Source organism: Pedobacter sp. UYEF25 (genome assembly GCF_054061655.1).
Genome location: NZ_JBSSEL010000002.1, coordinates 246,476 through 261,200 on the forward strand (window position 1 = coordinate 246,476; position 14,725 = coordinate 261,200).

Annotated in this window: 8 protein-coding genes; all 8 read right to left on the minus strand. The window is 38.6% G+C overall.

The features are described 5' to 3' along the window. Entirely contained in the window at nt 1–735 is a 735-nt protein-coding gene (locus ACVWYG_RS03065; protein WP_457268661.1) for a (Fe-S)-binding protein, read from the minus strand. Nucleotides 736–738: 3 nt separating this feature from the next. Beyond that, nucleotides 739–2,118: an FGGY-family carbohydrate kinase gene (locus ACVWYG_RS03070; protein ID WP_457268662.1), complete on the minus strand. Its 1,380-nt coding sequence runs from the start codon at nt 2,116–2,118 to the stop codon at nt 739–741. Nucleotides 2,119–2,339: 221 nt separating this feature from the next. Then, nucleotides 2,340–3,614, minus strand: a complete 1,275-nt coding sequence (locus tag ACVWYG_RS03075; protein WP_457268663.1) for a sugar isomerase — start codon at nt 3,612–3,614, stop codon at nt 2,340–2,342. A gap of 68 nt (nt 3,615–3,682) precedes the next feature. Next, nucleotides 3,683–5,803, minus strand: a complete 2,121-nt coding sequence (locus ACVWYG_RS03080) for a bifunctional aldolase/short-chain dehydrogenase (RefSeq protein ID WP_457268664.1) — start codon at nt 5,801–5,803, stop codon at nt 3,683–3,685. A gap of 23 nt (nt 5,804–5,826) precedes the next feature. Continuing rightward, nucleotides 5,827–6,903: an L-rhamnose/proton symporter RhaT gene (gene rhaT / locus ACVWYG_RS03085; protein WP_457268665.1), complete on the minus strand. Its 1,077-nt coding sequence runs from the start codon at nt 6,901–6,903 to the stop codon at nt 5,827–5,829. Nucleotides 6,904–7,849: 946 nt separating this feature from the next. Then, entirely contained in the window at nt 7,850–8,881 is a 1,032-nt protein-coding gene (locus tag ACVWYG_RS03090; RefSeq protein WP_457268666.1) for a GntR family transcriptional regulator, read from the minus strand. Between the two features lie 228 nt (nt 8,882–9,109). Continuing rightward, nucleotides 9,110–10,873, minus strand: coding sequence for an alpha-L-rhamnosidase-related protein (locus tag ACVWYG_RS03095; RefSeq protein WP_457268667.1), 1,764 nt, complete (start codon nt 10,871–10,873; stop codon nt 9,110–9,112). A gap of 7 nt (nt 10,874–10,880) precedes the next feature. After that, entirely contained in the window at nt 10,881–14,018 is a 3,138-nt protein-coding gene (locus tag ACVWYG_RS03100) for a glycosyl hydrolase (RefSeq protein ID WP_457268668.1), read from the minus strand. Nucleotides 14,019–14,725 lie beyond the last annotated feature (707 nt).

The following is a 14,725-nucleotide window of genomic DNA, read 5'->3' on the forward strand; positions in this document are numbered from 1 at the left end:
CTACCCTCCATTTAATATTTCTGCGATGTGGATGACTTTAATGGCGCTTTTATCTCGATGAAGCAAACCCTCCATGTGCATCAAACAAGACATATCTACACCTGTAATGTATTCTGCCCCATGAAGCATGTGATCTGCAACTCTGTCTTTACCCATTTTTACGGAGACTGATTCTTCTGCAACACAGAACGTACCTCCAAAACCACAGCATTCATCTACTCGACCCAATTGAATAAGCTCAATGTCATCAACCATATTTAAAAGATGAACAGGTTTAGAATAATCTGGAGCATTTAACTCGCTCATCTGGGCAAGTTTTAAACCTCTTAAACCGTGACAACTCTGGTGAATACCCACTTTATGGGGAAACCTTGCTTGAATGTTATCAACTTTTAAAACATCCGTTAAAAATGTAATCAGTTCATAAGTGGTTGCTCTAATTCTAGCTGCTTCCTCAGGATACCTATCGTCATGTAAATGGTCTTGGATGTGGAGAACGCAACTTCCAGAAGGTGCAACTATGTAATCAAAACCTCTAAAATTATCTACAAAATTACGATCGCAACCTCCTGTTAAATGCTCAAAACCCGAATTTGCCATGGGCTGTCCGCAACAGGTCTGATTTTTTGGATACGTCACTTGGCAGCCAAACTTCTCGAGCAATTCTAATGTAGCAACGGCTGCATTTGGATAAAATTGATCAACATAACAGGGAATAAACAATGCAACTTTCATTTCTTAATTTTTTACAGGCGATACAAATAACTTCAATCCAATCATATCGGTTGGTAACGGTTTAGAATTCCAGTGTTTGTGTATGGCAACTGCAGCACCCATAGCGGTTGCTTGTGCCATAGAAGCAGCATAAACCTCAATTTCAGGAAAAACCATCGCTAATAAATTCATAAATATCTGATTCTTGGAGAACCCGCCATCCACAAATATTCTTTTTACCAAGGTATTTTTCAAAACCAACTGCGTGGATTTATATTGCTTAAAAACAAGTGTAAAAACCAAATAATGATAGGCATCAGCATCGTCTTCGAAATCTTCCAACCGCTTATCAGCAAAAGATAAGTCGCCGTCATCTAACCCATCAAAATAGGCGGCTAAACTTCCTTTTGGTAAATATTTCTCAATAACTGAAAGCGATAATTTAGCTGTTCGGTGTTTTCCTACGGCATAGCTAAAATGCTCAGCAATTCGTTTAACCTCCTCTTCATGCTCAAAACCAGTAAATAACCGAGATGCTTTTATAGGCTTTGCCTGATAAGACAAATAACAAAGACAGTCTTTATCTAATTCTGCCTTAGTTAGGGGTTTATCATTGAATGGATTTAGACTAATACACCAAGTACCAGTTGACAATAAAATAAAGGGTTCTTTAAAACTCTCAATGTACGGAATTAATGCTGCAGAACTATCATGCAACCCAACTCCAGCTAAATAGTTTTCGCTTGGGAAAGTAGATTTCATCACCTCATCGCCTGGAAAGATTGGCGCTAGCTTATTGGCTATTCCTTCTTCGTAAACCCAATTGTGATAACTATACTTTTCAAAATCCCAAAAATTGGTGTGGCAACCGATACTAGTAATGTCACTATGCATCTCTCCGGTAATGATAGAGCTCATGTATTGAGGCAAGTGGAGGGCATACCTTATTTTCTCAAACAGTTCTGGTCTTTCATATTTGATGCGATACAACTGCATTCCAGAGTTTAAACTTCCTAAAACTGGCGAAGCGGTACACAACGTCACTTTCTCTTCTCCACCATATGTGGAATAAAACTGCTCTTTTAATGCAGCCGGATATTCTTTAAGATAATTGTAAAGGGGTGCCAAAGGTCTTCCATTTTCATCTACATACACCAAACTTGCGCCGTAAGTAGAAAAATTGATGGCTTTTATTTCGAACTGCTTGTTTCTCAGTATTTCGTGCAAAGAGTCAAAAACAGAAAGCCGCAGACTTTCCAAATTTTCACACGTATCGCCATCTTCATCTTTAATTTCTAGGAATCTGGCAGAACGTTCAAAAACTATTTTATAATCCTCATCAAATAAAAATAGCTTTTTATTGGTCTTACCAATATCAAATATGGCTATAACAGGAGTCTTCATTCTTTATATTAGATGTGAGAAATGAGATTTGAGAAATAAGGTTTGAGAATGCGAAAATTACAGCTAGGTTAAACAAACTGACCATAAGGTCTTTAGCGCAGTTTTCATCGCACGTCTTTTAAAACACACTAGTTATTCTTTACTGATAACATTTGCAGGAAAGAACTTCTTAAAATAGAAATTTAATGAAAAATGAAAGACTTTCAAATCTCATATCTACCTCAAAGTCCCGTTGCCTTACTTTCGGTGCCTCTTTCCTTAATCAATTCTTCTCTAACCTTCGCCGATCTAAATAACATAATTGGATCTAATGCGCCACCACTTTGCAGTCTTGCTTCGGCAATTAGTGGGCGAACATCTGTGCGATAAGCCTGCTGTAAAATCTCCTGGGCCAAACTTACATCGTTTTTTTGTTGAGCATGTTTTAAAGCTTTTCTGTCCACCAAAAGTGCTTGGGCGTAAGCCATCATAATTGCTTCTACAGACTGCAATAAATCTTCTAAAGGATCTTTCACATTGTGTGAGGCATCAATCATCCAGGCCAAACCAGCAGCATGGTTGATGTTCGCATGATCCATACCTTCTACCAACTCGCTAAAAATTAAGAACAATTGATAAGGTTTAATCGCACCGGTCGTTAAATCGTCATCCCCATATTTTGAATCGTTGAAGTGGAACCCCCCGAGTTTGCCTTCCATCAACAATAATGAAACAATTTGCTCGATATTTGCATTTGCTAAGTGATGACCCAAATCTACCAGCGTATATGCTTTTGGACCCAATTTGTTAGCGTATAATAAAGATTGACCCCAATCTGCAACAGTAGTAGAGTAAAAATTTGGCTCGTTAGACTTGTATTCGATAAATACTTTCCAATCTGCTGGCAATGCTGCATAGATTTCTTTCAATCCCGCCAACGTGTTTTCAAAAGCCTCTCTAAAATTCAATTGACCAGGAAAGTTAGACCCATCCGACAACCAAATGGTTAAAGATTTAGAACCTAAAGCTTCTCCATGCTTAATTACCTCTATATTATGTGCAATTGCTTGGTCTCTAACATTCTTGTCGACGTTTTGTAAGGAACCAAACTTATAGCTGTATTTTTGATTTGGCTGGTCTTGAAACGTGTTTGAATTCATCGCATCAAACTTTAGATGTAGCGATTTTGCCAGGCTCATAATCTTTTCAATATTCTCTGGAATATCCCAAGGGATGTGAAGTGAGATGGCACCGCTTGCCTGATTTAATTGGTGCATTAAACCAATGTCTTCCATCTTTTCCTCTAAATTACTTGGTTCTCCACTGCCAGAAAAACGACCAAAACGAGTGCCTCCCGTTCCTAAGGCCCAGCTTGGAATGGCAATTTGAAAATCTCTTAACTTTTGCATGTGAGATTCAGCGCCTTCGTTTTCTTCTAAAAAATTAGCCAATCTTCGCTGGTGTTTTAAACCTAAATGCTCATTATGTTCGGTAATAAGTGCTTTATCTATTCTCATATTTGATTATCAATTTTTAAAGATTTATACCCCAAAAAAAAGGGTGTACATGCTCCATATTTTAAATACTATCTAGCAAAAGCCATCGCAACGCCACCATCAACGTTTAACATATTACCTGTAGATTTTGAAAGTAAACCTCCAGTAAATGCGAAACAGGCATTTGCAATATCTACCGGAAGGATGATCTTATTTAGCAATGTTCTTTTCGCATAATACGCAGGAAGCTCTGCCACCGTAATGCCGTAAGCTTTGGCCCTACCGGCTGCCCAACCTCCAGACCAGATGTTGCTGTCGCTGATTACCGCATCGGGATTTACTACATTAACTCTGATGCCTGCGGAGCCAAGTTCGGCAGCATTTAGCCTACTTAAATGCAATTGAGCAGCTTTGGCGCTGCCATAACCTGCATTATTTGGGCCACTTACCAACGCATTTTTGCTTACTATGTTGATAACATCCCCTCCCATATCCTGCTTTTTCATAACGGTTGCGGCTGCTTGTGTTACAAAAAACTGACCTTTTACCAAAACATCATACAATAAATCCCAGTCCTTTTGAGTATGGTCTTCAATTGTTTTGGAAATGGACAAGCCTGCATTATTTATAATAATATCAACACCACCGAAGCTTAACGCGGCAACTTTCATTGCTCCTTCAATTTGTGTTTGATCGGTTACATCTAAAGCAGCAATGGCATAAGTATCTTTCCCGAAGTCCTTTTTAAACTCTTCTGCTGCATCTGCCAGTCGCTCGGCATTCATGTCATTTAAAATGACGCATGCACCTTCTTCTACAAATTTTCTTGCAATTGCTTTTCCAATCCCACCGGCACTACCTGTAATCAAAGCCACTTTTCCTGAAAGCGCTTTTGGCTTTGGTTGACGTTGCAATTTTGCTTCTTCTAACAACCAATATTCGATATTAAAAGCTTCTTGCCGTGGCAATGAGGTGTATGAGGAAATTGCCTCGGCACCTTTCATTACGTTAATTGCATTGGTGTAAAATTCTGACGCGACGCGTGCCGTCTGCTTATCTTTTGCGAAAGAAAACATGCCGACACCTGGATAAATAATAATTACGGGATTTGCATCGCGAATTGCCGGACTATTGGAATGTTTGCATGCTTCGTAATATTCGGCATACATTTTCCTATAAGCATCAAATGCCGGCGCTAATTTTGCCTTAATTAAACTTACATCACTTAAGTCTTCATCTTTGCTTAATTCTAGAACCAACGGACTAATTTTCGTTCTCAAAAAGTGATCTGGACAACTGGTTCCTAGCGGCGCCAATTTATCTAGATCGTTTGAATTTATAAATTCTAATACTCTATCATCATCTGTAAAGTGTCCAAGCATTGCTCGCTCACTAGAGCAGAAGCCACGCAAAATTGGCGCTAAATCGGCGGCTTTGTTTAATCTATCTGCTTTATCTAAATTCTGGATTTTCGCTCCCCCAAAAACAGGCCCTTTTTTACCGAAGTTTTGTTCTAGATACTCCGCACATTTCTCAACGACCTCTAAAGTATTGATGTAACTTTCGTAGGCGGTATCACCCCAAGTAAACAACCCATGAGATCCTAGCATAATTCCTTTAATACCGGGATTTTTATCTAAGCATTCTTTCAATTGCAAACCCAGATCGAAACCTGGCTTTTGCCAAGGTACCCATCCAATCTCACCACCAAACAAATCCGCTGTTATCTGCGCTCCATCTTTAGCTGCCGCGATGGCAATAGCTGCATCTGGATGTAAATGATCTATGTGTTTAAAAGGCAAAAAACCGTGTAAAGGCGTATCAATAGAAGGCGCTTTTGAGGCTAAATCGTAAATGCAATGGTTAAATAGTTCAACCATTTCATCTTCATAATTCATCCCTTTGTAGACATTTTCTAAAGACCTTAATCTATCAACATATAGTGCCGCGAGTCCGCTTTTTTTAAGCGTACCAATGTCTCCACCAGATCCCTTGATCCACATAACTTCCGAGTTTTCGCCTGTTAAAGGGTTTTTGGCAATGGCTTTACATGACGTATTTCCCCCACCATAGTTGGTCAACCTTAAATCGGCGCCCAACAAATTAGACCGATAAATTAACAGCGCTACTTCGTCGCCTGCGAGCTTGGCTGCTTCAGACTCATCCCACAAATAACTTACATGTTTAAAAGAAGTTGTTTTTACTGACATATGATTATTAACTAGTTTTATTGTTATTTAATTGAATTGCCGTATCCAACAACGAGTACTGATACGAGTATTATTACGATCCCCAGAACCACTGTTCCGAAAGTTTTTTTGCGAACACCTTTCCATTCTTTTAAAATTATTCCCCAAAGGTTTGCCACTAATATAATAAATGCCATGTGTAAAATCCAAGAGCTGGCGCCGTTGCCTAAACGACTTTCGCCCATTCCATAAAAGAAAAACTGCAAAAACCAAGTAGTTCCGGCCAACGCAGAAAAGATATAATTTTTAAAAAGCGGCGTTTTTCTATTCGAATAATCACCAAAGCTTTTGTTACGGAAATTTAAAATCATGCACCATATAAAGTTCGTTAGCAATCCTCCCCACATAATAATAATATAGGTAACATTGTTTTGATATAAAAACTCTCCTTGATTTGGATGGACTGACTTCCAAGTTTCGTTGGCAACGTTAGCCATGTCTTTTCCCGCATCAATACCAAAAGCAAAGCAAGCACTTAAAATCCCAGAAATGATTGCCACAAATAAACCCAAGCCGATTTTAAACTCCGTATCAGAAGCATCTTTTTTTGCGCTGCCTAAATCCTTATCTTTCATGGTGCCCGCTATCCCACAAACCGTTATTCCGATAACACAAATTAATAACCCCAACAATACAAGTTGTCCCCAAGTGGAGCCAGCAATCATGCTGATGGAATCTTTGCCAGCTTTCGGATAATATTGATAAAAGATGGAAGGAATCAATGCCCCAAATACAGAACATAAGCCCAAAATAATCGAGCTTCCTAAAGCAACGCCCAAATATCTCACGCCCAATCCATAGGTCAAACCGCCAATACCCCACAATACGCCAAAGAGAAAAGTATAAAATAAAATGGTTCCAGATGCACCTCTAATGATATCGGCAAAACCAGGTATTGTTAAATAGGCTGCCAACGGCGGTACAATGAGCCACGAAAAAACCCCTCCAACTATCCAATAACTTTCCCAGGACCAACCTTTTACCTTTTTGTAAGGGATGTAAAAACTGCCTGAGGCGAAACCGCCAAAGAAATGATAAATAACGCCTAATAATGCCTGCATAACAGTTTCTATAATTAAATTTATATTTGGTTTTGCTAAAATAAGAAAAGCTGATTTTAGAACCGTCATGTTCTGTCATGTACGTTAGCAATTATTTCTTCAGCCAGTCTTTCACTTCACCATTTTACCATTTCAAATGGCTTTTTACATGCTGTCGAAATCCAAAGAGAAGTAATAATTGACCCAAATTTCATACAAAACCATTAAATGCAATACTCAATGCACCTTATTGTGACTCGCCTTGTTGTACTGCCAAAATTCTTTGACGGCAAAAAAATCTACTAACAACTTGACCACAAATTATATTTTTTCATAAAAATATATTTGAAAGCAATGACTGTTGTCAGCTCGAGAATCAATTCTTAACATGGTCAAAAAACTTGTCATAACTTTTGATAATAAAAAATGAAATAGTCGGATGTTTGTTCCTACGTATGTACATTAAAGTTTTGATGATTAGAGCTGCAGATTTTAAGATGAAGCAATAAAAATTTTTGCACTTTCAATTTCCACTTTGATACCGATACTTTTTTTTGTAATTTTTAAAATGTAAACAACTTCACAAAAACGCCCGAAAGCATTGAATATCCACGAAACCATATTTTTCTGAATGCTACATTTCCTTGGCAGATTTCTATGAAATATGCTTTGTAAACTTGAATCAAGTGAACCTACTTCGACCCAAATTCCGGAATGGCCATAAAGTTTGATTTCAATACTTTCTGGCTAAGCGCAAAAGAAGCTTATAATTGGGATGATATGGAAGAAAATGTTACAAAGATTTATTTTATAGAAGGTTAACTATATAACCTACGGAAATGATTTAACACTCCAAAAACAAATACATATGAAATGATGCTGAAAAAGTACTTGAATTTGATTGGTAGAAAGTTTCGTAGAAAGTCAAATCGAGTTGCGAATTATTTAATAGTTGCTGCTTTAAACTTTAAAGTGAAGATCTTAAAGTCAGATGAAATGGAACTTCACGATTGCCAGTTTCTTGGTTTTTAATCATATCTGCAGCCGTCGTCCCCATGCCTCTAAAATCGGTTGAAATGGTGGTTACGCCGTTGAGAATGAGTTTTTTAAGCGGAGTTTCGTTGTAAGAAATGACGCCAACATCTTTACCCATCGTCAAATTCATAGAAACGATTCTTTCTATAAGTACTACTAAATCATCTTCCATTAAATTGATGAATACCTCCCCTGATGAAATTGGTTCAAACGCAATATTACTAACGATTTTATGGTTAAATGCAAATTGTTGGCAAAATTTGATAAAGCCCTTTATTATTTCTCTAGGAAAATAGCTTTTCTCCGGAAAAATCATTTTAATAGTATGATATTTCCCTAAGCTTTTGTTTGCCGATAGTAAAGCTTCATAAATGTCTTTTTCAAAATTCTCATAAATTGCGGAATAACTTCCGTCTATTCCGGCAATTTTTTTATCCAAAAGCAAAAGCTTATCCTTAGGTAGTGTATTAATTATTTCATAAGCCAACTCTCCTCCTTCTACAAAATGAGGAATAATTACATAATGCGAGTAATCTACCTTTCTGTTTTGAATTAACTTTTTGAATATGGTATAGTCGTTGTTATAAATATAAAAATCGATGGAAACATCTTCACCAATCGAAGCGACAAATGCATCATAAATTATTTTTTTATGCGCTGAAAGTTTGTTAAACAGCAAAAATATTTTGAGCTTCTTTTTAAATTCGGTTCGACTGATATAATATCCTTTGCCTGGTACCGACTTAATAATGCCTTTTGATTTCAAAAACTTATATCCTTTTTCGGCCGTATCCCTCGAGATTTCGAGCATATAACTCATCTCATTAATGGACGGTAAAATGTCATCCGTCTTTAGCTTCCCCTCTTCTATAGCGGTAATGATGGAGTCGTTTAGTTGCAGATATTTTGGAGTCGAAGAATATTCATCTATGTGTATCAGCTTGAAAAAGTTTCTTAATTTCACAAGTATCCAATTTGGTAATAAGCCTTTAAAAGTAGAGATAATTTAATAAAATAACCTCATTCAGTTTCCGAATCATCTTAAAAGAAGTATTCGCATCCTCATTTAAGGCTCAAAAACTTAAGTCGGCTATTGTGCATGAACTAAATGAGCGGAGAGTTTTTGATTGTCCGCGCTGTTTCAATTAATTTACAATAGCGAATGTGGACAAGAATGCTTGCTCACGAAGATTTATGCTTTAATAATTCGTACTCCCTTTGGCGCCTCAATTTTAGACTCTATTTTTCCATTTGCAAGTTTAGTGTGTTTGATTTTTACCACACCAAAAGGCGTAGGAAAAGCACCTTCCACAAAGTTTAGATCACCCAAATGTGGCTCTATCTTTAAGACTTTACAGCCGGGAGCCATCACTTGCACACCCAATACATGCTGTGTAAGCCATGATGTTGGTCCGGATGCCCAGCCGTGCGACAAACTATGTCTCAATTTTTTATAACTATAAGCCCCATAAGTGGCATGGACATCAACTTTCCCCTCGGGAAGTAATTCGTCTATCCGTCCAGCATTTTTCATCCAACTTAAATCAAAGTCTTCCCAAAAAGTGGTCGCGCCCAGATCAAGCATTCCTCCCCAATAATCCCTAATATTGTTCAAAGCACCTTCATAGTTGCCAGCTTTTGCCTTCGCTTCGAGCATGTAGTATCCATAAAAGGTAGAAAAATCTTTGGTTCCTCCTACAGAAATTATATTGTTATCGGCGTCTTTCGCGGGCATTAAACCGGCAAGAGCCATCAGCGCTGCAGCCTGTTTGTTTCCAACCGCATCTGGAACGTGTTTCCTCATTTCCACCACCGTAGCCTCGCACTTTTCTGCCGTTTTTACTTCGCCTAAAGCACGACACAACTGTGCGCCATCATTTAGTGTCATCATCATCATGGCTTGTAAGCCTGCATGAACAGCTGGTTTGTTGGCAAAGGTGGGCCAATCTAAAAAGCGCATCCCGTCTAAATCTTCGTTTCCGTCTTTTACCCTAGAAATTAAAAGATCTAATAATGGCAAAAGGTAATCCTTTTGCTGTTTAAGATAGGTGAGATTGCCTTGATATTGATACCATTCTCGTTGAATCCTGATCCACCACATGGAATAGGAGCTTATCCCATTCATCCAATTCGGAAGCGCAGTAACATTTTTAATCAGATTTAAACTTTTTGGCACCACCTCATTATAACCAAAAACGGTGTTGATGGCCATTACTTCAGGATGCATGTCTCCAACCCAAACCAACCTATCTCTCTTAGGGCCATCCCAAAGGTATTGTTGCATGTTTAGCTGCACAGTATAGGCGCCAGTTAACCAAATTTTATTTAGCCTTTCATCACTGCTGTGAAAAGAACCGAGATAAGGGGCATCTCGAAAGATAAAAATAGCTCTCACTTCTTTTAACAATAATTCTGCATCGTCATCTACCAGATCTATTCGCACAAACCGAAATCCAGTATTTCCGATCTCAAGTTCGCCAAGCCAAGGAACTTCTAATGTAAAATCACGAATGGCGTGATCGTTGGTTGCGCCTTTAAGGGTATCAATATCGGCCATGGCTTCACTTACAGATTCACCAAAACGAATGCGCACTTTCACTGGACCATGCGCCTGCATGAGACCAGTAACCAACTGTAAACCTCCATGCAATTCTTTCCCAAAGTCTAATAAAAGTCCAGCTTTATGTTCCTTATCATTTTTTAAAACAGTTAAATCATCGTTCAATAACTCTGCTTGTCCATTGCCAGGTTTCAACAACTTTTCTGTGTTGATCACATATTTCCCGGTTTCGTCAGATCTCCAAACGATTCGTTTAGGCGTTAAATAAACTTTTGCCCTGTTGTCTTTTTCGGTCACATATTTCTCTGCCGGAGTGAAAATTGGAGGAAGCTGTGCAAAAGTGCTTGCGTAGAAAGTTAGCGTCAGCGCCAAATTAATTAATATCGTTTTTCTCACTTTTTTACTATTTATAATCAACTGTTGTAACATTTACGTCGCCGGTTAAGCCAGATGGCTGTAATGCACTTTTAGCATCGTAGAGTGGGAAACTAGTCCAAGTTTGACGCTCTTTTTCGGGCAGCATACTGTCACCAATTAAACGGTTTACCCAAGTATTTACCACCAATATTTCTAGCTCATTTTTACCTTTTTTTACAGCATTTGTAATGTCAACACGCCAAGGAGCCGTCCAAACACCACCCACATTAATCCCATTCACTTTAACTTTAGCCATCACTTTCACATTTGAAAAATTTAGATAAATTCGGTTGCCTTCACTTGGTTTCCGCAGGCTAAAAACATTCTGATATTCAGCAGTACCCGAATAATACTTGATGCTATCGTTTGCATTGTTAGTCCAATCGGTAAGTTGGTTAAAAATTACAGGATTCTTTGGACCCCTCATTTTTTGATCAAAAGTGACCGACCAAGGACTATCAATGGTGGCGATTGTTTCTGGATTAGGAAAATTTAAACCTGTTCCAACCGTTACCGAAGTAGATTTTCGAAATACGATAAAAGCACTTTGTAACGGCTCTAATGTTAAAGGTATAGTTGTTCCCTTATCGGCGATGCTGAACTGTGGTAATGTTCTTATCGTTCCGGTTACTGGATTCCAAATTTCTGGCTGTTTTCCTTCTAAGTTGAATTTGGGATTGATGTTAATGGTATTTTCTGACTGATTGCTAACAAAATAGATGTCCGCATCCGCTGTTTTTCGATGGATGTATAAAGCAGGATCGTCTGCTTTGGTTTCAAAATCCGGACGGATGTTTAATTTTTGAAAAACCTGTTGCATGTCCATCCCAGACATGATGTTGCCTTTACCAAATTGCCTTGATTTTAAACTAACCCCATCAACATTTCCCCATAATTCTTTAGCCAGGTTTTTAACCTCTGCATCTGCTTTAGGGTAACCTTGTAGGCTCGGCGAACGAGACGGCGCAGGGCCTAGCACATTCGCACCTTGCAACACAAGTTCCTTTATTTTCGCTAAAAGTTCAGGTCGCATGGTTTCTAAATTCGGTAAAACCAGTACGCTGTAAGTCATCCCATCTGGCAAAACGAGTTTACCATCTTTTACTTTTACCCGATTTTTGATCACTTCTGCATTAATGTAATCATAAGAATAACCCTTTGGCAATGCAGGATCAGTTACACCAGTCATTTTTGGAGCATCTTCACCAATAAAGTAAGCTACATCGGCAATGTATTTGCCTTGCTGTAACATAAAGTTACATCGTTTTAAATAAGTTGTAAAAAGATCCATATAACTAAACCAGGTGTTGTGGCGATTGAACTCGGTACCGAAAAAAGCATTAATTCCAGGAACTTTATCGTCGGAAGGTTGCTCAATGTACACGTGTAGCAACGTGTTATTGATCCCTTCTGTAAAGAAGCGGTCGCCGCGTTGTTTCAACAAAGCAGGATAACGGACATAAGGTTGGCCACCGGCAGTAAACGATTCAGCGGAAACCTTATTTTTTCCATAAATGTGCGCCGCCGACGAAGCTGCTCGATTTTCGATATTCCCTAACTCGCCTTCACTCCAAAATTCTCCACCAATTTCATCAGATTGGCCGCCATATTGTAAAAACTCGCCGGGAAATCCCCAATGCCCGTAATTTTCTAGCCAGGTATGTAATCCGTATTTATGGCTTATTTCTCTCAATCCGCCCACATAGTCGTATGCCACTCTATCTGCAATAAATCTCCTTAAATCCCATAAGAATTTATCAGACATTTCTGCGCTAGCAACAACCTCGCCTCTTAAAACTGGTAAATATGGCATTGCATCGTAGCCATAATTCGCTTTAAATTTAGCGAGCATTCCATCAGTCCAATTTTGGCCACCTGTTTCGTAACTGTCTTGTACGGCTACTTTCCAAGTTTTACGATCTGCTGCAGGAATGCGCTTTATAATCTCACCCAAAAACGCCTCAAAATGAGCTGCAACATGTGCCTTACTCATTTTATCAACTTCCAGACCGGTCGCTTCTGGCGATGCGGGTCCATTTTCAACTTTTGTCGGCAACATTCCCGAACGCTCAATCAACCAATCTCCTTTTGGTACCTCCCAAGTTAGCGTTCCATGGTTGTCCATCTTATCGCTGATATCAACGACCGTAGATGGATCAATTATCAAACTCTTATCTTCTATCACTGGCTGTGGCTTCCATTGATATTCGTTCCAATAAGGCAATGGAGTTTGATACATCTTGGCCAAAGTTTTTTCTATAAATCGCTCCACCCGCGGCGTTCCACCGAGTTCAATTTCTGCAATCCCAAAATTATCTGATACCTCAGTAAATACCAGCCTAAAATTTTTAGATGTAGCTGCAGGAATAGAAATGGCAATAGGTCCATACGGGATGAATCCTACATTTAACGCAGCGTTGCTTCTATTAATCTCAAATGACTTGATCGTTTTATAACCGTCTTTATTCTTTATCTGAATCTCGGCAGTTGCTCGGGCTTGCTGATGTGCTGGATAAATAACCAAGCTTCGGGCGGTATATTCTTTTTCGGTTGAGAAATCGATGCTGAACTCCTTTAATTTTGGTATCATCACCTCTGTATTTTGATCCCCATCAAACATTTTATTCAATTCTGGCAATGGAGCACTCGTTGACAACTTTGGATGAAGACTATTGATGGTTTGGCCATAGTCTCTTGGTGCTCTGTAGGCAATGACACGAACGTCTTGAAAATCTCCTTCTGGCTTAGGCAGCTTAAGCGAAACTTCTTTCCCGCCGTTAACAAACGTCTGAGAGGACGCCAAATAACGCATCGCTTGTGTTGGCTTTACCCAAGGCCCACCAGATTGGCTCCACCCCGGACTGTTAAAAATGCCAATTTCTATATTCAATTCAGTTGCCGTCTTTAAAGCTGTATGTAAAATATCCCACCATTCGTCAGAAAATATTTTAACTTTTCCATAAGGGGTGCTGTCCATGCTTATGTTGCCAATAAACGCCCGATTTATCCCAACACTTTTCATTGCTTTTAGATCTTTTACTACGCCTTCTTTTGAGATATTATCAGACATCCAATACCAATACACACTGGTTTGGATCGAATCAGGTGCATTTCTAAAACTCATTTCTAGATTTGCCGTAGGTAAATTACTATTACGCTTCGATTTGTTGGCAGCTTTTGGAAGTGTGCAAGCTGTTAGAAATAGAGCGAGACAAAAAAAAGAAATGTCTTTTGTTTTGATCCTGTAAGAGTTCATTATTATTTGGTTAACGATTGATAGGTTTCGTACTTTAATGGAAGCAAATTACGAGAAAGAAAGAAAGAGCCCGTCCTGTACCCTCCTGCACAAACCAGAATATAACCTAAAACCTTCAGTCCGGTACTTGGTAATTTTACGATGCAATTGGAATCGATTATCGAAACGGAACGTTATTTGTAAACATGTTCTATCAGTGTGCCTGTGAATTTGTATTTCTCAGCATGATGAAAGGGTAAAAGAAAGTCACTTATTTTAGGTTGGCTCATTATATAAAGAAAGACGGCCATTTTCGTGAACGCTCGAACTAAAACCGAAACTGTACAGAAATAACACCAACAGGTAAATACTGATCTATAGGAATAATTTGGAAATTAGTTAGATAAACTTAACCGACTTACAAGCTGTACAATAAGAGCCGAATAATCTTTCGCATTGATAAATTCTGTTTTCTCCTGCAAAATTCAACATCATTTTGTAGAGATGATTAATGAAATAACTCAAGCAACCCGCCGAAAATAAAAACGAGTACAATCACCTACCGATCGACGATACCTCTGCTTTTCATGGCAACA

Coding starts and splice junctions, on each gene's coding strand:
- ACVWYG_RS03065 (WP_457268661.1), bottom strand. CDS start 735: ATGAAAGTTGCATTGTTTATTCCCTGTTATGTTGATCAATTTTATCCA.
- ACVWYG_RS03070 (WP_457268662.1), bottom strand. CDS start 2,118: ATGAAGACTCCTGTTATAGCCATATTTGATATTGGTAAGACCAATAAA.
- ACVWYG_RS03075 (WP_457268663.1), bottom strand. CDS start 3,614: ATGAGAATAGATAAAGCACTTATTACCGAACATAATGAGCATTTAGGT.
- ACVWYG_RS03080 (WP_457268664.1), bottom strand. CDS start 5,803: ATGTCAGTAAAAACAACTTCTTTTAAACATGTAAGTTATTTGTGGGAT.
- rhaT (WP_457268665.1), bottom strand. CDS start 6,903: ATGCAGGCATTATTAGGCGTTATTTATCATTTCTTTGGCGGTTTCGCC.
- ACVWYG_RS03100 (WP_457268668.1), bottom strand. CDS start 14,018: ATGAGTTTTAGAAATGCACCTGATTCGATCCAAACCAGTGTGTATTGG.